General features: G+C 71.7%; 27 protein-coding genes, 1 pseudogene and 1 riboswitch. Of the genes and pseudogenes, 5 read left to right on the forward strand and 23 right to left on the reverse strand.

Features of this window, described 5'->3' with window-relative positions:
- From V6V89_RS33905 to V6V89_RS33965, 13 genes and pseudogenes are all read right to left on the reverse strand, one after another.
- A pseudogene (locus tag V6V89_RS33905) lies at window positions 1-623 on the reverse strand (nucleotide sugar dehydrogenase); the annotation flags it as partial.
- Window positions 623-3091, reverse strand: coding sequence for a phenylalanine--tRNA ligase subunit beta (gene pheT / locus V6V89_RS33910; RefSeq protein WP_334623642.1), 2469 nt, complete (start codon window positions 3089-3091; stop codon window positions 623-625). The gene pheT and the pseudogene V6V89_RS33905, both read right to left, overlap by 1 nt.
- 3 nt (window positions 3092-3094) lie before the next feature.
- Window positions 3095-4198, reverse strand: coding sequence for a phenylalanine--tRNA ligase subunit alpha (gene pheS / locus V6V89_RS33915; RefSeq protein ID WP_334623643.1), 1104 nt, complete (start codon window positions 4196-4198; stop codon window positions 3095-3097).
- On the reverse strand, window positions 4195-5037 hold the full coding sequence (locus tag V6V89_RS33920) for a TrmH family RNA methyltransferase (protein WP_334623644.1): 843 nt from the start codon (window positions 5035-5037) through the stop codon (window positions 4195-4197). Before V6V89_RS33920 ends, pheS begins: the two co-directional genes overlap by 4 nt.
- Complete coding sequence (gene rplT / locus V6V89_RS33925) at window positions 5034-5420, reverse strand: 50S ribosomal protein L20 (RefSeq protein ID WP_334623645.1); 387 nt, start codon at window positions 5418-5420, stop codon at window positions 5034-5036. Before rplT ends, V6V89_RS33920 begins: the two co-directional genes overlap by 4 nt.
- Before the next feature lie 32 nt (window positions 5421-5452).
- A complete protein-coding gene (rpmI, locus tag V6V89_RS33930) occupies window positions 5453-5647 on the reverse strand; it encodes a 50S ribosomal protein L35 (RefSeq protein WP_334623646.1) in 195 nt (64 codons plus the stop codon).
- A gap of 78 nt (window positions 5648-5725) precedes the next feature.
- A complete protein-coding gene (gene infC / locus V6V89_RS33935) occupies window positions 5726-6355 on the reverse strand; it encodes a translation initiation factor IF-3 (RefSeq protein ID WP_334623677.1) in 630 nt (209 codons plus the stop codon).
- 321 nt (window positions 6356-6676) lie between these two features.
- Window positions 6677-7144, reverse strand: coding sequence for a PH domain-containing protein (locus tag V6V89_RS33940; protein WP_334623647.1), 468 nt, complete (start codon window positions 7142-7144; stop codon window positions 6677-6679).
- Window positions 7145-7225: 81 nt separating this feature from the next.
- Window positions 7226-8170, reverse strand: coding sequence for a DMT family transporter (locus tag V6V89_RS33945; RefSeq protein ID WP_334623648.1), 945 nt, complete (start codon window positions 8168-8170; stop codon window positions 7226-7228).
- On the reverse strand, window positions 8167-9012 hold the full coding sequence (gene hisG / locus V6V89_RS33950) for an ATP phosphoribosyltransferase (RefSeq protein ID WP_334623650.1): 846 nt from the start codon (window positions 9010-9012) through the stop codon (window positions 8167-8169). The genes V6V89_RS33945 and hisG overlap by 4 nt, the downstream gene beginning before the upstream one ends.
- Window positions 9013-9051: 39 nt before the next feature.
- Complete coding sequence (locus V6V89_RS33955) at window positions 9052-9315, reverse strand: phosphoribosyl-ATP diphosphatase (RefSeq protein ID WP_265252591.1); 264 nt, start codon at window positions 9313-9315, stop codon at window positions 9052-9054.
- Window positions 9316-9342: 27 nt separating this feature from the next.
- The gene (locus V6V89_RS33960; RefSeq protein ID WP_334623651.1) at window positions 9343-10272 is read right to left on the reverse strand and encodes a GerMN domain-containing protein; all 930 of its coding nucleotides are present in this window, start codon (window positions 10270-10272) and stop codon (window positions 9343-9345) included.
- A 76-nt stretch (window positions 10273-10348) separates the two neighbouring features.
- Window positions 10349-10894, reverse strand: a complete 546-nt coding sequence (locus V6V89_RS33965; RefSeq protein ID WP_334623652.1) for a SigE family RNA polymerase sigma factor — start codon at window positions 10892-10894, stop codon at window positions 10349-10351.
- A gap of 50 nt (window positions 10895-10944) precedes the next feature.
- On the opposite strand from V6V89_RS33965, the gene V6V89_RS33970 reads away from it, so the two are divergent.
- From V6V89_RS33970 to V6V89_RS33980, 3 genes are read left to right on the forward strand one after another with little or no spacing between them, the layout of a single operon-like run.
- Window positions 10945-11799 carry an ABC transporter substrate-binding protein gene (locus tag V6V89_RS33970; RefSeq protein ID WP_334623653.1) on the forward strand — a complete coding sequence of 285 codons (855 nt, stop codon included), beginning with the start codon at window positions 10945-10947 and terminating at the stop codon, window positions 11797-11799.
- 8 nt (window positions 11800-11807) lie between these two features.
- The gene (locus V6V89_RS33975) at window positions 11808-12629 is read left to right on the forward strand and encodes an amino acid ABC transporter permease (protein ID WP_334623654.1); all 822 of its coding nucleotides are present in this window, start codon (window positions 11808-11810) and stop codon (window positions 12627-12629) included.
- Complete coding sequence (locus V6V89_RS33980) at window positions 12626-13366, forward strand: amino acid ABC transporter ATP-binding protein (RefSeq protein WP_334623655.1); 741 nt, start codon at window positions 12626-12628, stop codon at window positions 13364-13366. The genes V6V89_RS33975 and V6V89_RS33980 overlap by 4 nt, the downstream gene beginning before the upstream one ends.
- An 18-nt stretch (window positions 13367-13384) precedes the next feature.
- Here V6V89_RS33980 and ribH read toward each other — a convergent pair whose 3' ends face one another.
- From ribH to rpe, 6 genes are all read right to left on the reverse strand, one after another.
- Entirely contained in the window at window positions 13385-13855 is a 471-nt protein-coding gene (gene ribH, locus V6V89_RS33985) for a 6,7-dimethyl-8-ribityllumazine synthase (RefSeq protein ID WP_334623656.1), read from the reverse strand.
- Window positions 13855-15063 (reverse strand): bifunctional 3,4-dihydroxy-2-butanone-4-phosphate synthase/GTP cyclohydrolase II, encoded by a 1209-nt coding sequence (locus V6V89_RS33990; RefSeq protein WP_334623658.1) that lies wholly within the window; start codon window positions 15061-15063, stop codon window positions 13855-13857. Before V6V89_RS33990 ends, ribH begins: the two co-directional genes overlap by 1 nt.
- Complete coding sequence (locus tag V6V89_RS33995; protein ID WP_334623659.1) at window positions 15060-15653, reverse strand: riboflavin synthase; 594 nt, start codon at window positions 15651-15653, stop codon at window positions 15060-15062. The genes V6V89_RS33990 and V6V89_RS33995 overlap by 4 nt, the downstream gene beginning before the upstream one ends.
- Before the next feature lie 4 nt (window positions 15654-15657).
- Window positions 15658-16716 carry a bifunctional diaminohydroxyphosphoribosylaminopyrimidine deaminase/5-amino-6-(5-phosphoribosylamino)uracil reductase RibD gene (gene ribD, locus V6V89_RS34000; RefSeq protein ID WP_334623660.1) on the reverse strand — a complete coding sequence of 353 codons (1059 nt, stop codon included), beginning with the start codon at window positions 16714-16716 and terminating at the stop codon, window positions 15658-15660.
- A 68-nt stretch (window positions 16717-16784) separates the two neighbouring features.
- Window positions 16785-16935, reverse strand: a riboswitch (FMN riboswitch).
- Between the two features lie 166 nt (window positions 16936-17101).
- On the reverse strand, window positions 17102-18070 hold the full coding sequence (locus V6V89_RS34005; protein WP_334623661.1) for a GGDEF domain-containing response regulator: 969 nt from the start codon (window positions 18068-18070) through the stop codon (window positions 17102-17104).
- Window positions 18071-18445: 375 nt separating this feature from the next.
- A complete protein-coding gene (gene rpe, locus V6V89_RS34010; RefSeq protein ID WP_334623663.1) occupies window positions 18446-19114 on the reverse strand; it encodes a ribulose-phosphate 3-epimerase in 669 nt (222 codons plus the stop codon).
- Window positions 19115-19193: 79 nt separating this feature from the next.
- On the opposite strand from rpe, the gene V6V89_RS34015 reads away from it, so the two are divergent.
- Complete coding sequence (locus V6V89_RS34015; RefSeq protein ID WP_334623664.1) at window positions 19194-20075, forward strand: septum formation family protein; 882 nt, start codon at window positions 19194-19196, stop codon at window positions 20073-20075.
- Between the two features lie 338 nt (window positions 20076-20413).
- Here the strand turns inward: V6V89_RS34015 and V6V89_RS34020 are convergent, their stop codons facing one another.
- A complete protein-coding gene (locus V6V89_RS34020) occupies window positions 20414-21004 on the reverse strand; it encodes a carbohydrate kinase family protein (protein WP_334623665.1) in 591 nt (196 codons plus the stop codon).
- Here V6V89_RS34020 and V6V89_RS34025 point away from each other — a divergent pair.
- On the forward strand, window positions 20982-21182 hold the full coding sequence (locus tag V6V89_RS34025; RefSeq protein ID WP_334623666.1) for a hypothetical protein: 201 nt from the start codon (window positions 20982-20984) through the stop codon (window positions 21180-21182). The genes V6V89_RS34020 and V6V89_RS34025 overlap by 23 nt on opposite strands.
- On the opposite strand, the gene V6V89_RS34030 is transcribed toward V6V89_RS34025, so the two are convergent.
- From V6V89_RS34030 to def, 3 genes are read right to left on the reverse strand one after another with little or no spacing between them, the layout of a single operon-like run.
- A complete protein-coding gene (locus V6V89_RS34030; RefSeq protein WP_442935276.1) occupies window positions 21183-22586 on the reverse strand; it encodes an RsmB/NOP family class I SAM-dependent RNA methyltransferase in 1404 nt (467 codons plus the stop codon).
- Window positions 22583-23506: a methionyl-tRNA formyltransferase gene (fmt, locus tag V6V89_RS34035; RefSeq protein ID WP_334623667.1), complete on the reverse strand. Its 924-nt coding sequence runs from the start codon at window positions 23504-23506 to the stop codon at window positions 22583-22585. Before fmt ends, V6V89_RS34030 begins: the two co-directional genes overlap by 4 nt.
- A 6-nt stretch (window positions 23507-23512) precedes the next feature.
- Window positions 23513-24067, reverse strand: coding sequence for a peptide deformylase (gene def, locus V6V89_RS34040; protein ID WP_334623668.1), 555 nt, complete (start codon window positions 24065-24067; stop codon window positions 23513-23515).
- Between the last annotated feature and the right edge of the window lie 87 nt (window positions 24068-24154).

Genomic DNA, 24154 nt, shown 5'->3' on the forward strand with positions numbered 1-24154 from the left:
TTCGTGAACAGCTTCGCCAGCTCCGCCTCCTCCGGCTCCAACGGCACGATCTGATCCGTCAGGTGCCGGAAGAGTTTCTCCGCGCGCTGCAATGCTTGCGGCGAACGGGCGGCCACGATCTGCGGCAGCTCGAACAGCTCCGTCATGGCCTTGCCCTCAGCGATCCGCTCGGGGCAGAACGCCACGTCGACCGCCAAACCCTTGCCGGACAACAGCTTCTCGGTCAGCGCCGTCACACCGGGGTACACAGTGGAGCGCAGCACGACGAGCTGGCCGTCGCGCAGGTGCTCGGCGCACCGGTCGAGCGCGCGCGGCACGGCGCCCAGGTCGGGGTTGAGGTGCTCGTCGACCGGGGTGCCCACAACGACGACCAGGTTTTCGGCCGACGCCACGGTCGCCGGGTCGGTCGAGGCGCGCAGCCGGCCGGCCGCCACCGCCTCGGCGAGCACCGTCGCGGCGCCATCCTCGTCGAACGGCAACTGCCCACTGTTGACGGTCTCCACCGCCGTGGCGTTGATGTCGTAGAGCGTGACACGAAGGCCACGCGAGGCGAGCGCTATGCCCAGCGGCAGGCCCACCCGGCCGCAGCCGCCAACGATGCAGACATCGGTCGAGAAAGACATCATGCTCCCCGTAGTACGGCGCCGACCCGTGCGGACGCCTCCGCCACCGCGGCGTCGCGGGCGGCCACCGCCTCCTGGGCGGTCAGGGTCCGGTCCGGCGCGCGGAACGTCAACTTGTATGCCAATGACTTGCGGTCCGCACCGAGCTGCTCCGACGTGTACACGTCGAACAGGCGCACCGCCTCCAGCAGTTCCCCGGCGCCGGCCACCAGCGCGCGCTCCACCTCGGCGGCGGCCACGCCCGCGTCGACCACCAGCGCCACGTCGATCAGCGCGGGCGGGAACGTCGAGATCCGCGGGCCGGGCGTCACCTCGGCCGCCGGCAGCGCGTCGAGGTCAAGCTCCATGGCCGAGGTACGCCGCGGCAGTTCCAGCCCGGCGACGGCGGCCGGGTGCAGCTCGCCGGCGTGGCCGACGACCACGCCGTCGACAGTGATCTCGGCACACCGGCCCGGGTGCCAGGGCGCCCGCTCGGCGTTGCGGATCAGGACGCGGTCGGCCGGCACGCCCGCGGCGTCGAGGGCGATCCGGGCGGCCTCGACCGCGTCGGCCCAGCTCGCCGGGCGGCCCTCGCCCCACCAGCCGGCCGCGTCGGCCTCGCCGGCCAGCACCACGGCCACGTGCCAGGGCTGCTCGGGCACGACCGCGTCGGCGGCGGCGAGCTGCTCGTCGGTCGGGCGCCGCTCGACGCCCATCTCCGGCGGGGCGCCCGCACCCGGTCGCGGCCGGAAGATCAGACCCATCTCGTACAGGGCGACGTCGCGCAGCCCACGCCCGAGGTTGCGCCGCAGCGTGGCCAGCAGCGGCGGCAGCAGCGAGGTGCGCAGCAGCGGCTCCTCGTCGGAGATCGGGTTCGCCAGGCGCACGGCCGGCTCGTCGATCCCCAACGCCTCCAGCGCGGCGGGGCCCACGAAGGGGTACGACAGCACCTCGACGTAGCCGCCCTCGGCGAGCGCCCGCGCGACCGAGCGGCGGCGGCGCTGCTGCGCGGTCAGGCCGTTGCCGGGCGGCGCGATCGGCAGCACGCTAGGCACCTTGTCGTACCCGTCCAGCCGGGCCACCTCTTCGACCAGGTCGGCCGGGTCGGTGAGGTCAGGACGCCAGCTCGGCGGCGTGACGGTAAGCGTCTGGCCGTTGGCGACAACCGCGCAGCCGATCTCGGTCAGCGTCTCGACGACCCGCTCGGTGGTGTAGGGCACGCCGATGTGGCGCGCCGGCAGGCCCGGGTCGAGGATCACCGGTGTGGGCGGCTGGACGTGGTCGAGGTCGAGTACCGCGCCGTCGGTCGCGCCGCCGGCGTACTCGATGAGCAGCCGCACCGCCCGGTCAAGGGCGACCAGCGGCAGCGCGGGGTCCACCCCGCGCTCCCAGCGCTTGGCCGCCTCGCTGAACAGCTTGTGGCGGCGGGCCGTGCGCCCGACCATCACCGGATCCCAGTGCGCGGCCTCGAAGAGCACGTCGACGGTGTCCGGCGCGACCTCGCTGGTCTCGCCGCCCATGACTGCGGCGAGCGAGATCGGACCGGTGTCGTCGCAGATCACCATGTCTTCGGCGTCGAGCACGCGGGCGACACCGTCCAGTGTGGTCAGCTTCTCGCCCTGGTGGGCGCGGCGCACCACCAGCGGGCCGCGCAGCTTGGCCAGGTCGAAGGCGTGCATCGGCTGGCCGTACTCGAGCATCAGGTAGTTGGTGATGTCGACGGAGAGCCCGAGCGTGCGGATGCCGGCCGCCGTCAGGCGCCGGGTCATCCACTCGGGCGACGGGGCGTTCGGGTCGATGCCGCGCACCGCCCGCGCCGCGAACCGGTCGCAGCCCACGGTGTCTTCGACGATCACCGGGTGCGCGGGCTTTTCGGTGGCGCCGGGCGCGCCGGCCAGGCCCGCCTCGCGGAACGGCACGCCGAATGCGTGCGACAGCTCGCGGCCGATGCCGCGCACCGCCATCGCGTACCCGCGGTCGGGGGTGATCTCCAGCTCGAACAGCACGTCGTCGAGCCCGACCACCGGCCGCGCGTCGTCGCCCGGCTTCGCGGAGATGTCCGCCGGAAACACGATGATGCCGGCGTGTTCGTCGCTGATGCCCAGCTCGCGGGCCGAGCAGATCATGCCGTTGGAGATCCGCCCGTACGTCTTGCGGGAGCCGACCTCGAACCCGCCCGGCAGGACGCCGCCGGGGAGGATCACCGGCACCAGGTCGCCCACCGCGAAGTTGGTGGCGCCGCAGATGACCTCCTGCGGCTCGGCGCGTCCGATGTCGAGCCGGCAGAACCGGATCGGCTTCTTGAACCCGGTCAGCTCCTCGATCTGGCGCACCCTGCCCACGACCAGGTCACCCTTGACCGTCTCGCGCTGGTCGACCACCGAGTCGACCTCGATGCCGAGCCCGACGAGCGCGGCCTCCACATCAGCGCCGCTCACACCCTCCGGAAGGTCGACGTACTCCCGGAGCCACGAAAGTCCGAGGCGCATCTGCTAAACCTCCATACCGAACGCGCGGCTGAACCTCGCGTCGCCTTCAACGAGCTCGCGCATGTCGCCCACTCCGTGGCGGACCATCAGTGTCCGCTCGATGCCCATCCCGAACGCGAAGCCCGAGTACCGGTCGGGGTCGATGCCGCAGGCCCGCAGCACGCGCGGGTTGACCATGCCGCAGCCGCCCCACTCCACCCACTGTGGACCATCGCGGTGCGCGGGGAACCACACGTCGAACTCGGCCGACGGCTCGGTGAACGGGAAGTAGTGCGGCCGCCACCGGGTGCGCGCCTCAGGCCCGAACATGGCCCGCGCGAAGTGGTCGAGCGTGCCGCGCAGGTGCGCCATCGTGATGCCCTCGTCGACCACCAGGCCCTCGACCTGGTGGAAGACCGGCGTGTGCGTGGCGTCCAGCTCGTCGGTGCGGTACACCCGGCCGGGCACCACGACGTAGATCGGGGGCTTGCGGGTCAGCATCGTGCGCGCCTGCACCGGCGACGTATGCGTGCGCAAGACAAGTCCGGAGGGCTTGGCAGCGCCACCGGTCGCGGCAACGACTTCGTCGGCCGCAGCGACGTGGAACGTGTCCATCAGGCCGCGCGCCGGGTGGTCCGGCGGGATGTTGAGGGCGTCGAAGTTCGCCCACTCCAGCTCGACCTCGGGGCCCTCGGCGATCTCGTACCCCATGCCGACGAACAGGTCGCCGACGCGCTCCATCAGCGTGGTCAGCGGGTGCCGGGCGCCGCGCGGGCGGCGATCCCACGGCAGGGTGACGTCGACCCGCTCCTCGGCCAGGATGCGCTGCGCCTGCTGCTTCGCCAACTCGGCGAGGCGGGCGTCGAACGACGACTGGATCGCGGCGCGCGCCTGGTTGACGCGCTTGCCGGCGTCGGATTTGGCGGCTGGTGGCAGCGCGCCGATCTCGCGGCGGGCCAGCGACACCGGAGCCCGGTCGCCCAGGTGCAGGTGCTTGACCGAGGTCAGCTCGTCGGGGTCGGCCGCGGCACCGAACGCCTTTTCGGCCTGCGCGACGGCGTCGTCCAGCGCCTCCGGGTCGAGCAGCGCCACCTGCTTCGGGTCGTACGGATCGTTGCGGTACGTCACAGCCTTGAGAGTCTACGGCGTGCGGTTTGCGCCCTCGCGGACGCGTACAGGCATACCGCCGCGGCCGCGGCCAGATTGAGACTTTCGGCCCGGCCGTGCAGAGGCACCCGCACCCGGGCGTCGGCTGCCTCGATCAGCTCGTCGGGCAGCCCGTGGGCCTCCGAGCCGAACAGCCACGCGGTCGGCGCGGTCAGGCCACCCTGGTCGGCGAGGTCGTCCAGGTCGGCGTCGCCGTAGCCGGTCGCGGCCAGGACCTGGAGGCCGCTGGCCTTGAGGGCCACGATCGCGGCGTCGGCCGAGCGCACCACGTCGACGTGAAACAGGCTGCCGGCGGACGCCCGCACGCACTTGCCGTTGTAGGGGTCGACGGCGTCGCCGGCGAACACCACCGCGCCGGCTCCCGCGGCGTCCGCGGTGCGCAGCACGGTGCCGGCATTGCCGGGATCACGGACCTCGGCGAGCACCGCGACCAGGCGCGGCCTTCGCGCGAGAGCCTCCGGCAGGGGTACATCCAACTGGTCGCACACGGCCACCAGCCCCTGCGGGTGCACCGTCTCGGCCAGGGCGGCCAGCCCGTCGTCCGTGACCGGGGAGACCCGGGCACCAGTGGCCTCAGCGGCCGCCGCCAAGTCCGAGTACCGGCTCAGAGCGGACTCTACGCCGAACAGCTCGCGCACCTTGCCCACCGCGAGCGCCTCGCGCACCGCTTGTGGGCCCTCGGCCAGGAAGCGGCCGGTCTCGTCTCGCTCGGCGCGGCGACGCAACCGCCGAGCAGCAACGACCCGGGGGGTCCGTGCGGTGTACGGACCGTCCCCGGGTCGGGAAGGTGAACTGCTCACGCTGCCTGCGTGCCGCCGGTCCCCTCCGCCGCCACAGCGGCGCGGGCCACCTCGACGAGCACGGCGAACGCCGGCGCGTCGTTGACGGCCATGTCGGCCAGAATCTTGCGGTCGACCTCGACACCAGCCAGGCGCAGCCCCTGGATGAGCCGGTTGTAGGTCATGCCGTTGGCGCGAGCGCCAGCGTTGATCCGCGTGATCCACAGCTGCCGGAAGTCGCCCTTGCGGTCGCGGCGGTCACGGTAGGCGTACTGCATCGAGTGCAGCACCTGCTCCTTGGCCTTCCGGTAGAGCCGCGAGCGCTGACCACGGTAGCCGCTCGCCTCCTCCAGGATGGTGCGGCGCTTCTTCTGGGCGTTCACAGCCCGCTTGACGCGTGCCATCTCAACTCCTCCTTCGTGTCAAGTGGCGCGCGTCAGCGGCCCAGCAACTTGTTGACTCGCTTGGTGTCAGCCTTGGCCACCTCGACGGTGCGGGACAGCTTGCGGGTCCGGGTAGAGGGCTTGCCCTCGAGGTTGTGGCGCATGCCCGCCTGCTGCTTGACGAGCTTGCCCTTAGCGGTCACCTTGACCCGCTTGCCCATCCCCGTGTGGCTCTTCATCTTCGGCATTGTGAACGTTTCTCCCCTGTTACTCGCCGGTCTCTCCGGCGGGCCCGGCCGGCTTACGCTGCCCGGCGGTGCCTTCTGTTACGCGCCGGACTCTCCGGCGGGCGCCGGGTTGGCCGGCGTCTCGGCACCGGACTCGGGATCGCGCTCACGCTGAGCGCCACCCTTTGCCGCCGTAGCGGCCACTGCGGCCGCCTTGGTGGCACGGTGCGGAGCCAAAACCATGATCATGTTGCGGCCGTCCTGCTTGGGGGCGGCCTCTACGTACCCCAGCTCCGAGATCTCGGACTCGAGCCGGCGCAGGAGCCGGTAGCCCAGCTCCGGTCGGCTCTGCTCGCGACCTCGGAACATGATCGTCACCTTGACCTTGTCGCCCGCCTTGAGGAACCGGACCACGTGACCCTTCTTGGTCTCGTAGTCGTGCGGGTCGATCTTGGGCCGGAGTTTCATCTCCTTGATGACGGTCTGCTGCTGGTTGCGCCGAGCTTCACGCGCCTTCAGTGCGCTCTCATACTTGAACTTCCCGAAGTCCATGAGCTTGCACACCGGGGGGCGCGCCATCGGCGCTACCTCGACCAGATCCAGGTCGACGTCGGCGGCCAACTGGAGGGCCCGCTCAAGCGGGACGATGCCCACCTGCTCACCCTCGGGGCCGACAAGCCGGACCTCACGGGCCCGGATCTGTTCGTTGACGCGTGGTTCGACGCTGATGTGGCCTCCTCAATTGCTCTTTTCACCTGGCCGCGGGTCACGGCCAGGCCCCCTGCCGACACCAAAACGAAAACCCCTGGCATATGCCAGGGGCCCGCTCGACCGGTCAGGCGCGCATATTACAACGCACCACCGCCGCTGAGGATTTCCCCAACGTCGGCTGACCGGACCCGGCCGCCTCACTGAGCGACTCGGGTGGGAGCAGGCGCTCCGCTTTCATGCTGTCACCGTGGAGTGACAGCTTGGTCGACTCTGTAAGGCTACCAGCTACTCTCCGCTGCCGCTCACCCGGTGCCCCGCGCCCGCGGGGGCGTGGGCGGCTTAGGACTGGTCGGGGGTGACGGGCGCGGTGGTCGCGGCCGCGTGCAGCGCCCGCAGGGCGCGGACACCGTCGACGGCGTACTGCTTGTCGGCTGCCTGCAGCGCCAGCATCGGTACCAGGTCTTCGTCGTGCAGTTCCAGGCTCGCCCACGGCGTGCCCCGGTTGAACCGCACCGCCCGCACCAGATCCCACGTCAGCTCGTACCCACCGACGAGGTTGCGCACCCGGATGCCCGCCGCGTCGGCCTCGACGCGCGGCCGGGTGAACAGCAGGATGCCCAGCGCGAACAGCACCCCGAGCCCGATCATCGCGACCTGGTCGCCTCGCTGGAAGCTGCCGCCCGCCTCGCCGGTCGAGCCCCGCAGGCCGCTGCCGACCAGGGTGAACACGACGAACACGGCGGCCGCGAGGACCCAGCACACGATCCGGACGCGGCGCGGCCGCAGGACGACGTCAGGGGTACTCACGCCCACCGAGTCTGCCACCCCCACCCGATCACGCCACCTCGGGGCGCAAACTGCGTGCGATCCGCCACGACCCGGCGCAGCTCAGGGAAACCGCGGGGCGGCGTCGGCCTTCGGGCGGCGGGTGCCGCGGCCGGCCACTGCCACCGCGGCCACTGTCAGCAACGCGCCGGCCAGTAGGGCGGGGGTGGCGGCGGGAGCGCCGGGGATCAGTACGTCGAGCAGGAGGGCGCCGGCGAGCTGGCCGGCGACGATCGCCAAGCCGGTGCGCAGGACGCCGACCGCGCGCACACCCACCAGCAGCGCCACCACGATCACCACGCCGAGCGGGCCGCCGGTGTACAGGTACCACTCGCTGGGCAGGCGGGAGGACCAGCCGGTGGAGAAGGCACCCAGGAGGCTCGCGGCGATCAGCACCGCCGGGGCGGCGATCGCGAAGTTGACGGCGGTGCCGGCGGCAGTGGTCGACGCGGCGGAGACGCGGCCGTTCAGCGCGGACTGCACGGCGACGGCCGCGCCGGCGAGCACCCCGAGAATCAGCGCGCCCACGGCGAGATCGCCGATCGGGCGGCCGGCCTGCGCGAGGCCGACCGCCGCGATGCCGAGGAGCGCGCCGGCCACCCGCGGCCGGGTCAGCGACAGCCGCCCGGACGGTGCCAGCCCCGTTCGGTCGACCGCTAGGCCGCCGAGGCTGCCGCCGGTGACCTGGGCGATCGTGAAGACGGCGACGCCGACGACCGGTACGACGTACGTCGCCACGGTGATGAAGGCGCCGCCGCCGAGGCCGCCCAGGTACGCCCACCAGGGCAGCCGGGCGCGGCGCAGCTTGCCGAGGCCGGCGCGCATCGACGGCAGTGCGACCAGCCCGGCGAGGACCAGCGCGCTGCCGGTGGTGACGTTGACCGCCGCGCCGAACGAGGCGTTGCCGACCCGCTCACCGAGCTCGGCGTTGGCGGCGCTCTGGCCGGCCGACGCGAGCCCACCGACGGCCACGACCGACAGCGCCGCCCACGCCGGCACCGGCCTCACAGGCGGCAGGCGTGGATGTCTGTCACCAGGATCGCGCGGGCACCCAGCTCGTACAGCTCGTCCATGATGCGGTGGACCTCGGAGCGCAGCACCATGGCCTCGACCGCCACCCAGCCCTCGCGGTGCAGCGGGGACACGGTCGGCGACTCGATGCCGGGGGTCAGCGCGGTGGCCTCCTCCAGCAGGTCGGCCCGCACGTCGTACGCGAGCATCACGTACCGGCGGGCCACCAGGACGCCCTGGAGGCGGCGGACGAGCTGGCCGACCTGGCCGTTGGCGGGCGCGCCCGAGCGGCGGATCAGCAGCGCGGACGACTCCAGAATCGGCGCGCCGACCGTGACGAGGCCGGCCTGGCGCAGCGTGGCGCCGGTCGACACCACGTCGGCGATCACGTCTGCGACGCCGAGCCGGACGGCGTTTTCGACCGCGCCGTCGAGGCGGACGACGTCGGCCTTGAGACCGCGCTCGATGAGGTGCCGCTCGACCACACCGGGGTAGGCGGTGGCGACCCGCCGGCCGCCGATCTCGTCGACCGAGGTGACGGTCTCGGGGCGGGCGGCGAACCAGAACGTCGCGCCCGCGAAGTCGAGGTCGAGCACCTCTTCGGCGGGGCTGCCGGCGTCAACGAGCAGGTCCCGGCCGGTTATGCCAAGGTCGAGGTCACCCGAGCCGACGTACGTGGCGATGTCGCGGGGACGCAGGTAGAAGAACTCGACCGCGTTGGCCTCGTCGCGGCAGACGAGGTCGCGGTCGTCGGTGCGCTGGCGGTATCCGGCCTCGCGCAGCATCTCGGCGGCCGGCTTGGAGAGGGTGCCTTTGTTGGGTATGGCGATACGCAGCATCTCTGAGAAGTCCTTTCCTGGGCAGACAACGAGGACAGGTCAGAGATGTCGGTACACGTCCTTGAGCTCCAGTCCGGTGGCGAGCATCAGCACCTGGGTCTGGTACAGCAGCTGGGAGATCTCCTCAGCGGCCCGCTCGGGCCCCTCATGCTCGGCCGCCATCCAAGCCTCGGCCGCCTCTTCGACGACCTTCTTGCCGATGGCGTGGACGCCCCGCTCCAGCGCCGCGACCGTGCCCGACCCGGGGGTGCGGGCGGCCGCCTTGCTCTGCAGCTCGGCGAACAGCTCCTCGAAGGTCTTCACGATCAGTGATTCTGTCACCCGCCCCGGTCAGCGCACCGTGACCACGTGATCGTCCAGATGTTGGACGCTGCCGTCGGCGGCCGAGATCGTGTACGCCTCCAGCGTGTACTCGCCCGGCGCCAGCGTGAGTGTGAGCCTCGCCTCGCCGCGCGCCGGCGCGCCGGCGCTGAGCGTCAGGACCTTCTCGTCGATGACGACGCCACCTTGGCGTACGCGCAGGTGGGCGGTCGCCTCGAAGACCGCGCCGGCCACATGCACCGCGACGCTGCGCGCGACCGTCTCGCCGTGCTGCGGGTTGATCAACCAGAGGGCGGCCAGGGTGTCGAGGGCAGGCGCCTTGCGCAGCGTGGCGTACTGCGAGCCGTCGACGAGCAGCTTGACGGTCGGGTCGCCGCCGACGACCGCGGCGACGGTCCAGACCAGTTCCTGACGGGCGATGGTGCTCGGCGGCGCCTTGGACAGGTTGACGGTGACCGTGCCGCCGTCGACCGAGACGTCGGTCACCCGCACGCCGGTGGGCCAGGCGCTCGCGTAGGCCGGGTCGTGGGCGCTTTCCGGCCGCAGCATCTCGGTGACCGCAGTGCCGATCTTGGTAGTCGTCGAGGTGTCGCGCATCGGCAGGTGGTGGAACTCCCGGTACAGCCGCTGCCGGCCACCGTCGTCGCCCACGTAGTAGATCGCCAGGTTGGCTGTGCTGGTACCAGAGAAGGTGCTGGACCACGACGGTGTCGACGCCGTATGCGGATCTGGCGTGCCGCCCACGCGAGGGATCAGCGCGAACGCGCCGACCACGGCGGCGGTCGCGGTCGCGGCCGTGAGCGCGACCGCGCCGAGGGAAAACCACCGCGGACGCCGCTGCGTCCTCACGCGGATCGAGTGCAGGGCGTCCGGGCTGACCTCGACCTTCGCGGCCTGGGCCTCCAAGATCTGCCGCAGTACGTCTTCGTCGCGGCTCATGGCCGTCCTCGCTTCGCTCCGGGCGGCCACGAGGCTCCAAGGGCGCTGCGCCCAATGATTCGCTCGCTGCGCTCGCTCATGATGCTCGCTCCAGGGTCTCGCGCAGGGCGGCCATGCCCCGCGAGCAGTGGCTCTTGACGGCGCCTCGGCTACAGCCCATGGTCTCGGCGATGTCCGCTTCGGACAGGTCGAGGTAGTACCGCAGGACCAGCGCCTCGCGCTGGCGGGTGGGCAGGGCTCGCAGCGCCGCGACGACGGCGGCGTGTTGCAGCAGGGCGAGCGCGCCGGCTTCGGCGCTGGGGGCGTCGGGCTCGGGACTGGACAGCGCGAGGTGGCGGTCGACGACCTTGCGGTGGCGCAGCGCGGAGCGGGACCGGTTGACCACGGTGGCCCGCAGGTAGGCCAGGGCCTTGTCGGCGTCGCGGAGCCGGCGCCAGCGGCCGTGCAGCGCCACGTAGGCGTCCTGCACGATCTCCTCGGCCGCGCTCGACTCGTGCAGCAACAATGTGGCCAGCCGCACGAGCGGCCGGTAGTGGGCGGTGAACAAGTGCGTCACCGCCTCGTCGGCCGCCCATGTGTCCGCTCTAGGGGCCAGGGCTACCACGCTCCCCGCTGCTGTCACACCGCTACGACGCGCGAGCCCCGTATTCGGTTTACTTTATGCTGTCGCCCATGGCGCGCTCTCTCCTTTCCGCTGCGGCGTTGCTTGTCGTTCTGGCTGGCTGCGCACCCGCCGACGACAGCGACACGACCCCGACACCCGGCGCGACCGGCCTCACGTGCGGGAAGGACCAGCTTCAGACCAAAATCGCCGGCAAGCTGACGATCGCAACGGACAATCCGGCCTACGAGCCGTGGTTCAAGGACAACAAGCCAGAAAACGGCCAGGGCTTCGAATCGGCCGTCGCCTACGCGGTGGCTCAGAAGCTCGGGTACGCCCAGAGCGACGTGACCTGGGTACGGGTGACGTTCAACAACGCGATCGCGCCCGGCCCGAAGCAGTTCGACTTCGACATCAACCAGTTCTCGATCACTGACGACCGGAAGAAGGCGGTCGACTTCTCCTCGCCGTACTACCTGGTGCGCCAGACGGTGATCTCGCTGAAGTCGTCGAAGATCGCGGGCGCCACCACGATGGCCGCGCTCAAGGACGCCAAGCTCGGCGCCCAGGTGGGCACCACCAGCTACCAGGCGATCACCGCCCTGATCAAGCCGAGCACGCAGCCGCAGGTCTACAACAGCAACGACGATGCTAAGAAGGCGCTCCAGAACGGCCAGATCGACGGGCTCGTCGTCGACCTGCCGACCGCGTTCTTCATGACGGCGGCGGAGCTCGAGGGCGGCGTGATCGTTGGGCAGCTGCCGCAGGTGGGCGTGCCGGAGCAGTTCGGGCTCGTACTCGACAAGGGCTCCAGCCTCACCGGCTGCGTCACCCAGGCGGTCGACCAGCTGCGCGGCGCCGGCACCCTCACCGCGCTGGAGAAGGAGTGGCTCGCCGGCTCGGCGGGCGCGCGCGAGCTCACCTAGTAGCACAGATGGTTTCTCAGGCACAACGGGACCGCATCGCGTACCGGCGCCGCCAGACCCTCGTGTCGGTGCTGGTCGCCGCCGCCTCCACTCTCGTGATGGGTGTCCTGCTGGCCGTCGGGCTGACCGGCGCACCCGGCTGGGACCGGGTCCGCGAGTCGTTCTTCGACCTCGACGTGGCCCGCGACGCCCTGCCCGACGTGGCGACCGGGCTGTGGCTCAACGTGCGGCTGCTGGTCTTCTGCGCCCTCGGCGCACTGGCGCTCGGGCTGCTCATCGCGCTACTACGCACGCTGCGCGGCCCGGTGTTCTTCCCGGTGCGGGCGCTCGCGACCGGATACACGTACACGTTTCGCGGGCTGCCGCTGATCATCGTGCTGTACGTGCTGACGCTCGGCGTGCCCGGACTGCGGCTCGAAGGCATGCCCAGCGTGCTGGTACTGGGCGGCATCGCGCTGGTGATCACGTACGCCGGGTACCTGGCCGAGGTGTTCCGCGCCGGCATCGAGTCGGTGCACCCCAGCCAGCTCGCCGCCGCCCGGTCGCTCGGCCTGACCTACCGGCAGACGATGCGGCACGTGGTGCTGCCGCAGGCGGTGCGCCGGGTGGCCCCGCCGCTGCTCAACGACACCGTCGCGCTCCAGAAGGACGTCGGCCTGGTATCGCTGGCCGGCCCGATCGACGCGGTGCGGGCCGCGCAGATCAGCACGGCCGAGACCTTCAACTACACGCCGTACATTGTGGCGGGAGTGCTCTTCGTGCTGCTCGCGACTCCGCTGATCGCGGTCACCGACTGGGTGACGTTACGCGCCGCCCGGAGGCAGTCATGATCTTGTCGATCCAGGGTGTGCGCAAGGCGTTCGGGCCCCACATGGTTTTCTCCTCCCTCAGTCTCGATGTCGAGGAGCACCAGGTCGTCGCGCTGATCGGGGCGTCCGGGTCGGGCAAGTCGACGCTGCTGCGCTGCATCAACCTCCTCGAAGAGATCGACGACGGGATGATCTGGCTGGACGGTGAGCACATCACCGACCCGCGCGTGAACCCCGACAAGGTGCGGCAGCGGATCGGGATCGTCTTCCAGGCGTACAACCTGTTTCCGCACATGACGGTGTTGGAGAACGTCACGCTGGCGCCCGTGCGGGTGCATGGGCGGTCGCGCTCCTCAGCGTCGGCCGCCGCGCGGGAGTGGCTCGCACGGGTCGGTCTCGGGGACAAAGCCGACGCGTACCCCGATCGGCTCTCCGGTGGGCAGCAGCAGCGGGTCGCGATCGTGCGTGCGCTGATCAACTCGCCCCGGTTGCTGCTGCTCGACGAGGTCACGTCGGCGCTCGACCCTGAGCTGGTGGGCGAGGTGCTGTCGATGATCCGCGACCTGAAGGGCGAGGGCATGACGATGGTGCTCGCTACGCACGAGATGGGGTTCGCGCGGCAGGTCGCCGACACGGTGTGCTTCCTCGACGGCGGCAAGGTACTGGAGCAGGGGCCGCCGGAGCAGGTCTTCGGCGACCCCCGCGAGCCTCGCACCCGCCAGTTCCTGAGCCGCATCATCGAGGCCGGCCGCCTCTAGGGCCGCCTGACCACGAAGTTAGGCGGCTGCGCGGATCGCCAGGGCGGCGTCCAGGGCGGCCACCGTCGCGGACCAGCCCTTGTCTTCCGCGGAGTCGGGAAAGCCGGCCCGCGCCCGCGCCTGGTCGAGCGTGTTCACCGTCAGAACACCGTGGGCGACCGGGGTCGACTCGTCGAGCGCGACCCGCGTCAACCCCTCGGTCACGGACTTGCAGACGTAGTCGAAGTGGGCGGTCTCGCCGCGGATCACCACGCCCAGCGCCACCACCACGTCACACCGCCGGGCCAGCGCCTGCGCCACCACCGGCAGCTCCACCGACCCGGCCACCCGGGCCACCGTCACCTCGTGCACGCCGCACGCCTTGGCCGCGTCGACGGCTCGCGCCAGCATGTGGTCGGTCAGGTCGCCGTGCCACCGGGCCGCGACCACGCCGACGGTCAGTCCGGTGGCGTCCACGGTGGACACGTCCGGCTCGCCGAAACCCGCCATCAGGCCAACTCCTCAAGGGTCAGGGTGTGCCCCATGCGGTCACGCTTGGTCCGCAGGTAGCGCACGTTTTCCGGGTGGGGCGGCACGGCCAGGGACTCCTGCCCGGCGACCGTCAGGCCATACCCGGACAGCGCCGCCAGCTTCGCCGGGTTGTTCGTGAGCAGCCGCATCGAGCGGACGCCCAGGTCGTACAGGATCTGCGCGCCGGTGCCGTATTCGCGGGCGTCGGCGGGCAGGCCCAGTTCGAGGTTGGCGTCGACGGTGTCGCGGCCCTGGTCCTGGAGCTGGTACGCGCGCAGCTTGTGCAGCAGCCCGATCCCCCGCCCCTCGTGGCCGCGCACGTACAGCACGACGCCTCGGCCCTCGGACGCCACCCGGGCCAGTGCCGCGTCCAGCTGCGGCCCGCAGTCGCAGCGCAGGGAGCCGAACACATCGCCGGTGAGGCACTCGGAATGCACCCGGACCAGGACGTCGCGGCCGTCGCCGAGGTCTCCGTAGACGAGCGCGACGTGCTCGACGCCGTCGACCTCGGCCCGGTATCCGACGGCACGGAAAACGCCGTGCCGGGTCGGGATGCGGGTCTCGACCTCGCGCTCGACCTGCCGTTCGGTGCGGCGGCGGTACGCGACGAGGTCGGCGATGCTGATCAGGGCGAGCCCGTGCTCGGCGGCGAACTTCGAAAGATCCGGCAGGCGCATCATGGTGCCGTCGTCGTTGACCATCTCGCACAGCACCGCCGCTGGCCGCAGCCCGGCCAGTACCGCAAGGTCGACGGCCGCCTCGGTGTGGCCGGTGCGGCGCAGCACGCCGCCGGCGCGGGCGCGCAGCGGCACCACGTGGCCGGGCCGGGTCAGGTCGACGGGCCGGGTCGCCGGGTCGGCGAGCAGGCGCAGGGTGTGCGCACGGTCCGCGGCGGAGATGCCGGTGGCGACCCCCGCCCGGGCGTCGACCGTCACCGTGTACGCGGTGCCGCGCGGGTCCTGGTTGGTGCTGTACATGGGCGGCAGGTCGAGCCGGTCGCAGTCGTCTTCGGTCAGCGGCGCGCAGATGTACCCGGACGTGTACCGCACCATGAACGCCAGCAGTTCCGGCGTCGCCAGCTCGGCCGCGAAGATCAGGTCGCCCTCGTTCTCGCGGTTCTCGTCGTCGACCACAACGACCGGCCGGCCGGCGGCGATCTGCTCGACCGCTTCCTCAATGGTGTTCATGCGCGCGCCCCTACCATCTTCTCCACGTACTTTCCGATCACGTCGACCTCAAGGTTGACCAGGTCGCCCACGCCCTTGCGGCCGAGCGTGGTCAGCGCCAGCGTGGTCGGGATCAGGCTGACCGCGAAGTCGGTGTCGGACACCGAGACCACGGTCAGGGATACCCCGTCCACGGTGATCGACCCTTTCTCAACGACGTACCTGGACAAGCCGGGCGGCAGGGCGACGGTCACGTCGTCCCACCGCTCTCCCGACGCGCGCGCCACGATCGCGCCCACCCCGTCGACGTGGCCCTGGACGAGGTGACCGCCGAGCCGCGTCTGCAGGGTCGCAGCGCGCTCCAGGTTGACCGGGTCGCCGGGCTTGAGCGAGCCCAGCGCCGACCGGTCGAACGTCTCCTTCATCACGTCGACCGTGAACCCGTCGCCCTCGGCGACCACCACGGTCAGACAGACGCCGTTGACCGCAATCGAGTCGCCGGGCCGCGCGTCCGACGACACGAGCGGACCGCGGATAGTCGCCACTCCCCCGTCGCCGTGCCAGTCCAGTCGCAGGAACTCACCCAACTCCTCGACGATGCCCGTGAACATGCGGTCAACCCTTCATCTTCGGTACCGCTGTGAACCGCAGATCGGGACCGACCTGCGCGATGTCCGTGTATTCGAGCTCGATGGCCTCGGCGATGGTGCTGACGCCGGCGCCAGCCAGCGCGGCGGGACCGTCGCCGAGCAGCTTGGGCGCGACGTAGCCGACGACCCTGTCGACGAGGCCCGCGGCCAGGAACGCGCCGGCGAGCGTCGGCCCGCCCTCCAGCAGCGCGGCGCGGACGCCGCGCTGGTGCAGCGTCGCGAGCAGCGCGCTGAGGTCGACGCGGCCGCGCGAATCGGCGCCGACGTCCGCGGCGGTCGCGATGAGCGTCGGCGCGGCGCCGTCGCGGACCTTGGCGTCCAACGGGGTACGCCCTGCCGTGTCGACGACCACCCGCAGCGGCTGCCGGATGGCGAGCGTGCCGTCGCGCAGGTTGCGGGCGGTGAGCCGGGGGTCGTCGGCGAGAACGGTGCCGATCCCGACGATCACCGCGTCGACGGTGCCGCGCAGCTTGTGCACGTCCATCCGCGCGGCTTCGGAGGTGATCCACATGCTGGTGCCGTCGACGGCCGCCGAGCGCCCGTCCAGGGTGGCCGCGTACTTCCAGATCAGGTACGGCCAGCCGCGGCGCATCGAGGTCAGCCAGGCGATGTTGCCGGCTTCCGCCTCGGCCTCACGTGCCCCGGTCGCCACCTCGACGCCAGCCTCGCGCAGCGTGTGCGCCCCGCCCCCGGCGATCGGATTGGGGTCGGGCACCCCGACGACCACACGCCGGATGCCGGCGTTGATCAGGGCGCGCGTGCAGGGGCCGGTGCGACCGGTGTGATCACACGGTTCGAGGGTGACGATCGCGGTGCCGCCGCGGGCGCGTTCACCCGCTTGGGCGAGCGCCACGATTTCGGCGTGCGGGCCGCCCGCGTACGCGTGGAATCCCTCACCGACGACGGCGCCCGCGGTGTCGAGAATGACGCAACCCACGACGGGGTTGGGACTGGTCGTGCCGAGACCCCTGGCCGCCAGCGCGACAGCGCGGCGCATCGCCTCGTCTTCGGAGACGCTCGCCATGGCCGGTCGTCAACTCCTCACGCGTATGCGCAGGCAAGCCGACCCCGGCAAAGGGGTACGTCCGTCCCGCGCGCTGCCTCCCATCCGGACTTTGACCGTCGGCTCTGGTCTTGCACCAGATCCACCGGCCGTTGGATACGACCGGGTCGCGGGCTCTCCAGGGGTGTCTGACCCCGGATTACCGCCGGTTCGGAATTTCACCGAGCCCCGCCAGCGCGTGGTGGGTTACTCCCGAGTGTAACCGCGCAGGACCCCGCGGTTCACTGTGATCTAAGCGGCTCTGCCTGATGCCCTCGCTCCGCTCGGGGTGTTCGCGCGCCTGAAAGCCGCCCTGGAGACCGCAGTCGCTCTGGTCGCTTTGTGCGGTCTAAGGGCGGCGGCGCGCTCACTGCTGGCTGTCGGCTTTGCGGCGGTCGATGGCGATATACGACCCGGGCTGGGTCTTCGCGACCTTCTTCATCTCGGACGCGACCGCGATCACCTCGCGCGGGTCGGCGTACTTGCGGCCGGTCGCCGTCGACTGCGCCACGCCGATCGAGAGCGTCACCAGGGCGGCCCGTTGCAGGCGACCCTTGCGATCCGGCACCTCGATGTATCCCTGCTTGGCGTGCTCCTCGTCGTACAGGTCGTCGGCCGCCTGCTCGAAGTCGACGACCGCCTTCCGGGTGAGCGGCAGCATCTGCTCGGGGTCACAGACGATCACGAAGTCGTCGCCGCCGATGTGGCCCAGGAACGCTGGCGGCAGGCCGGCCGCCACCACGGCCCGGTGCAGGCTACGCGCCAGGGCGGTGATGAACTCGTCGCCGCGCTCGAACCCGTACACGTCGTTGACGCTCTTGAATCGATCGATGTCGATGTATCCGACGGCGTAGTCGGCGCCGTTGCGCATCCGGTCGAGGATCTCGCGGCGCACCCGGGTGTTGCCGGGCAGGCCGGTCAGCGGCGACACCTCGCGGAACTCCTGGTTGCGCCGCAGCGTGGAGCGCACCCGGGCGATCAGCTCCAGCGTGTCGAACGGCTTGACCAGGTAGTCGTCGGCGCCGACGCTCAAGCCGACCACCTTGTCGACGGTCATGCCCTTGGCAGTCAGCATGATCACCGGAAGCGCGGCGGTCATGGGGTTGGCCCGCAGCCGCCGCACCAGCTCCAGCCCGTCCATGCGGGGCATCATCAGGTCGACCACGGCCAGGTCGGGCCGGTGCTCCTCGATGACCTCCAGAGCCTCCTCCCCGTCGCCGGCCAGCACCACCTCGAAGTTGTGCAGCCGCAGGTTGACCTGCACGAAGCGCGCGATATCCGGGTCGTCGTCGACGACCAGGATCAGGTCAGCCTTGTCGGCATCGGGGTCGGTCATGCGCCGCCTCCCGCAGCCGCCACAAAGCGAAGGGAGCGTAGCGACCGAAGCGACTGGCGGCTACAGGGAGGCTTCGGGGCGCATGACCCGCGCGAGCGCAGGCGAGCGCAAGTTAGCAGGGTCATGCGCCGCCTCCCGCAGCCGTCACAAAGCGAAGGGAGCCGTGAGGGCGCGCCGCCCGCAGCCGCCACAAAGCGCAGGGAGCGAAGCGACCGAAGCGACTGGCGGCTACAGGGCGGATTCCAGCGCCCGAACCGCCCGCGCGCAGCGCGGGCCAGCATCGCAGCGACCGAAGCGACTGGCGGCTACAGGGAGGCTTCGGGGCGCGCGACCCCCGCGAGCGGAGGCTGGCGCCGGCCAGTTCGGCGGCGACGCTCATGGTCGTCGTGCCAACGCCTTCAAACGGCGTACCGCCTCGGCCGGGTCCTCCGCGCTGTAGACCGCGGTGCCGGCCACGAACGCGTCGGCGCCCGCCTCGGCCGCCTGCGCGATCGTGTCGTCGGCGATCCCGCCGTCGACTTCGATCCGCAGCTCCAGGTGGCCGGCGTCGACGTGCCGCCGGGCGGCGGCCACCTTGTCGAGCATCGCCGGGATGAACTTCTGCCCGCCGAAGCCCGCCTTGATCGTCATGATCAGCAGGGTGTCGAAGTGCGGCAGCAGTTCCAGGTACGGCTCGACGGGCGTGTCCCGGTCGATCGCCAGTCCGGCCTTGGCACCCGCGGCGCGCAGGTCCTTGGCCAGCGACACCGGGTTGTCAGACGCCTCAGCGTGGAAGGTGACGTTGTATGCCCCGGCGTCGGCGTATCCGGGCGCCCAGCGCCGCGGATCGTCGATCATCAGGTGCACGTCGAACGGCAGGTTGGTTGCCGCCCGCAGGCTGGTCACCACCGGCAGGCCGATGGTGAGGTTCGGGACGAAGTGGTTGTCCATCACGTCGATGTGCAACCAGTCCGCGGCGCCCTCGACGGCGCGGGCTTCATCGGCGAGGCGGGCGAAATCGGCTGCCAGGATGCTCGGCGCGACGACCGGCGGTGGTGCGCTCACTGCGCCAGTGTACGGAATTGCCGTATGCTCCTCGCCGCACCGGGCGTGAGACATTCTCGCCCGGCACGGGGAGGTCATGATGCGCCGCTGGGCGTGGGTGGTTGTGTTGGCGCTGTTCGCGGCGGGTTGCGGTGGCCCAGCCGGCACCGACGGCTCGCTTGTCGACGACTGGTCCGCACAGGTCGAGCCGAAGATATTCGTCCCCGCCGCCGAGGTGTGCCACCCGACCAGTTCGGAGGACTCGACGGCGTACCTGGTGACCTACAACCCGGTCGACTGCGGCCAGTCGCACTCCAGCGAGACGGTGCACATCGGTCAGTTCACCGGGGCGAGCGCCGGCACCAGCAAGCCACCCGGCATGAGCAGTCCGACGGCGCGCGCCGCGTTCAACGAATGCGACGCCAAGGCCACCGAGTACGTGGGCGCCCAATGGCGCAGCGGCCGCCTCTACCTGGGGATCATGTTGCCCTCCAACGCGGCCTGGGCGGGCGGCGCCCGGTGGTTCCGCTGCGACATGTCCGAAACACCCGACCTGGAGTCCGACAACGTCGTGCGCCGCACCGCGAGCCTGCGCGGCGCGCTGAAGGCCGGATCGCCGCTGGCGTACGGCTGCTACCAGCCCGTCATGAAGGGCGACGACATCGACGTGATGAAGCCGGTCGGCTGCGGGCAGGCGCATAGGGCGGAATTCGTGGGCGTGTGGACGGCGCCGGAGACACCGTTCGCCGACTTCGTGAAGAACGACGACCGCGCGCACCGCGGGTGCCTGGGTGTCGTGGCGTCGTACGCCAAGGTGCCCAACGACGGCAACATGAAGTATCGCGCTGGCACGATCTACTACTACCCGAACCAGTTCGAGTGGGGACTCGGCGACCGCGGCGTGAAGTGCTTCTTCTGGGGCGACCGCGACATCAAGAAGTCGGTGAAGGCCGCCGGCTCAGCCGGCCTCCCAATCCGCTAAGCCTCGACGGCCACCCATCGCCGCCCGCCCTCCCCGTCGACGTCCCCCTCGCGCCATCGGCCCGCCCCTCCCGCCGTCGGCCCGCCCGCTCGCCGTCGATCAAGGGCAAATGCACGCGGTTGGATCTCTTTTCCGTATGCATTTGCCCTTGGTCGACGCAGATGTCCTTGATCGGCGAGGAAAGCGGCGTGGGCAGGCGGCGCGTAGGCAGAGACCGGGACCTGGCAGGGCGCCGTAGGCCCGCACGGAGATGGCTTGTTGGGTTCGGGCGCTGAACCGCTGAGCTGCACGGCCCGTGACGCCGCGCGGCCAGGCCCGGAGGTCACCGGCGCCGTCGATCAAGGGCATTCGCATCGATCAAGGGCAAATGCACGCGGATCTGAGATCCAACCACGTGCGTTTGCCCTTGATCGACAAGGGAAACGCCGGCGTCGGCGGAGGTGAGCTAGACCGCGAGGGCGCGGAAGGACTCTTCGTCGCCGTGATCGGTGCCCCAGGCCCTGGGCGACCAGGGCGGCGGCCGCGCAGCCGAGGGCGGCCGCCTCGACCGGCGTGCGGCCAAGCGAAAGGCCCTTGAGGAAGCCGGCGGAGAAGGCGTCGCCGCAGCCGGTCGTGTCGACCACCTCGATCTCGTGCGCCGGCACCCGGGTGGCGCCGTCGGCGTCGACGACCAGGGCGCCCTCCGCGCCTGCCGTGGCCGCGACGCAGCGGGCACCGCGCTCCAGCAGGGCGCGGCCCCCGGCGACCAGGTCGGTGGCGCCGGTGAAGCCGAGCACCTGCTCGTCGTTGGGCAGCAGGTAGTCCACGTACGGGAGGGCGGGCGCGATCCATTCCAGCAGCCCTGGGTCGCCGGGCGCGAGGATGTCGACCGACGTGACCGCGCCGTGCTCGCGGGCGTACGACAGGATGCGCGCCGCCGCCTCGCCCATCCTGCTCGTCCTCGACCTCGCCGAGGAGCACCCGGGCCTGATGGCGACGTGCGAGGCCGCGGTGCTCGCGGCGGACGCCGTAGTGCAGGAGGCGTTCCGCCGCGACCCAGCCGGCGACCCGGGCCTGCTGTCGGAGGCCAAGCGCATGCTCCGCGCGTACCTCACCGCCGGGGCGTGATCAGCTCCGCTGGAGGAGGGCCAGGTACATCGCGTCGGTGCCGTGGCGGTGCGGCCAGAGCTGCACCGTCGGGCCGGACCCGAGGCCCGGCATGCCGGCCGGCATCAGCGGCCGCGCGTCGACCAGGTCGACCGGGTACCCGGACCGGCGTGCCGACTCGGTGACCGACACCTGGGTCTCGACCAGGTGGGGCGAGCACGTCACGTACGCCACCAGGCCACCTGGGCGCACCACGCGCAGGGCGGCGCCCAGCAGCTCGCGCTGTAGCCGGGTCAGCGGCGGCAGGTCGGAGGGTTGGCGACGCCAGCGCGACTCGGGGCGCCGTCGCAGCGAGCCGAGCCCGAGGCAGGGTGCGTCGACCAGTACCCGGTCGAAGGTGCCGTCCATGGTGCGCCCGTCAGTGTGTTCGACCGTGACAGGCAGGCCGCGGGTGGCCTGCTCGACCAGGCGAGCGCGGTGCTCGGTGATCTCGACGGCGGTCACGTGGGCGCCGCGCTGGGCGGCGAGCGCACCGAGCAGGCCGGCTTTGCCGCCGGGCCCGGCGCACAGGTCGAGCCAGCGGTCGTCCTGGCCGTCGATCGGGGCCTGGGCGAGGGCCGCCGCGACCAGTTGGGAGCCTTCGTCCTGCACGTGCGCGCGGCCGTCGAGCACCGCCTCCAGATCGCCGGGCGCGCCGCCGGGCAGGTACACCGCGTACGGGGAGAACGCGCCCGGTGCGCCGCCCACCTCGTCGGCCAGCTCGACGGCGTCGGCGCGGCCGGGCCGGGCACACAGGTGCACGGGCGGGCGCTCGTTGTCTTCGATCAGCGCGCGGGCGGTCTCGTCGAGGTCACCGCCCAGCGCGTCGGCGAAGGCCCGCACGATCCACTGTGGATGGCTGTGCGCCACGGCGAGGTGCGCGACCGGGTCGTCGTCGTATCCGGGAGCGACCTGGGCCACCCACGCGTCGTGGTCGCGGCTCGCCACCTCACGCAGGACCGCGTTGGCGAAGCCGGTCGCGCCGGGCGCGACCGCCTTGACCAGGTCGACGGTCGCGGAGACCGCGGCATGTGCGGGCACGCGGGTGTGCAACAGCTGGTACGCCCCCAGCCGCAACGCGTCGCGGGCCTGCGGGTCGATGCGGTCCACCTCGCGACCGGACGCCGCGGCGACGATCGCGTCGAGGGTGCCCTCCTGCCGGAGCGTGCCGTAGGTCAGCTCGGTCGCGAAGGCGGCGTCACGGCCACGCAACCGCAGGTCGCGCAGCACAGCCGGCAGTACCAGGTTGGCGTACGCGCCATCGCGGTGGACGGCGGCCACCGCCTCGTACGCGGCCCGCCGTGGCGCGTCGACGAAGCTCGGGCGGCCCCGCTGCGGCCGACCGTCGCGGCCGCCGGGCCCTCGCCCCGAGAAGCCCGCGCTCACGCGAAGCGCTCGCTTTCGACGCGGACGCCACGGGCCCAGTCGGTGGCCGACATCGCCTTCTTGCCCGCCGCGCGCACCTCGCCCAGCGCCACCGGTGTGGTGGCCGTGCCGACCAGCACCTGGTGGCGTTCGACGAGCAGGTCGCCGGGCTCCAGGTCGGGACCGTTCGCGACCGGGCGGACCGGCCCGAGCTTGACCCGGTCGCCGCGGAACGTGGTCCACGCGCCCGGCGCCGGCGTGCACGCCCGGATGCGCCGGTCGACCGCGAACGCCGGCTCGCTCCACCGCACCTCGGCGTCTTCAACGGTGATCTTCGGCGCCAGCGACACCCCATCGGCCGGCTGCGGCTCGGCGCGGGCGGTGCCGGCCTCGATCGCGTCGAGGACCGCGACCAGCAGCCCGGCACCGGAGGCGGCGAGCCGGTCCAGCAGGTCACCGGACGTGTCGGTGGGGCGCACCTCGTCGGTCAGCGTCCCGTAGACCGGGCCGGTGTCGAGCCCCTGCTCCAGCTGGAAGACGCTGGCGCCGGTGATGGCGTCGCCGTGCAGCACCGCGTGCTGCACGGGTGCCGCGCCGCGCCACGCGGGCAGCAGCGAGAAGTGGAGGTTGACCCAGCCGTGCTTGGGGATCCCCAGCGCCGCTGGGGGCACCAGCGCGCCGTACGCGACCACGGGCACGCAGTCGGGCGCGAGGTCACGCAGCCTGGCCAGGAATTCGGGCTCGCGCGGGCGGGCGGGCGTCAGCACCTCGATGCCGCGCTCGTCGGCCCAGGCGCCGGCCGGCGAGCGGACCAGGCGCCGGCCGCGACCAGCGGGGGCGTCGGGGCGGGTGACGACGGCGACCAGCTCATGCCCGGACGCGGCGATCGCATCCAGGCTGGGCAGGGCGACGGCCGGCGTGCCGGCGAAGACCAGGCGCACTCGCCGTCACCGACCCAGACCGAAGGGGCTGGCGTGCGGGCTCACCTTGACGGCCGGCGGCGCGGCAGGGTCGTACCACTCGGCCTGCCGGATCGCCTTCATGGCCTCCTTGCGGCGGCCGGCGTCGAGCCGGTCCAGGAAGAGCACCCCGTCGAGGTGGTCGGTCTCGTGCTGCACGCAGCGGGCCATCATGCCGGTGCCGACGATCTGCACCGGGTCGCCGTACTCGTTGAAGCCCTTGGCGATCGCGTTCATGCGACGTTTGGTGTCGAAGTACAGGCCGGGGATGGACAGGCAGCCCTCCTGGCCGTCCTGCTCCTCCTCGTCGGGAAACTCGAGCACCGGGTTGACCAGGTGCCCCAGCACGTCGTCGACGTCGAACGTGAACACGCGCAGGCCGATCCCAAGCTGCGGCGCGGCGAGACCCGCGCCGCTCTGCTCACGCATGGTGTCAGTGAGGTCGGCGACGAGCCTGCGCAGCTCGGCGTCGAAGTCGACGACCGGCTCGGCGGGCGTGCGCAACACCGGATCTCCGAACAGTCGGATTGGCTGGACCGTCACGGACAGGGCTCCTTCTGATGGGGGAATCCGGTGACGTACCAGTCTACGGAGTGCTCGTACCGGCCCGCCGGGGCAGTGCCCGGTGGT

This window comes from Micromonospora sp. CPCC 206061, assembly GCF_036906915.1.
Taxonomy (GTDB): Bacteria; Actinomycetota; Actinomycetes; order Mycobacteriales; family Micromonosporaceae; genus Phytohabitans.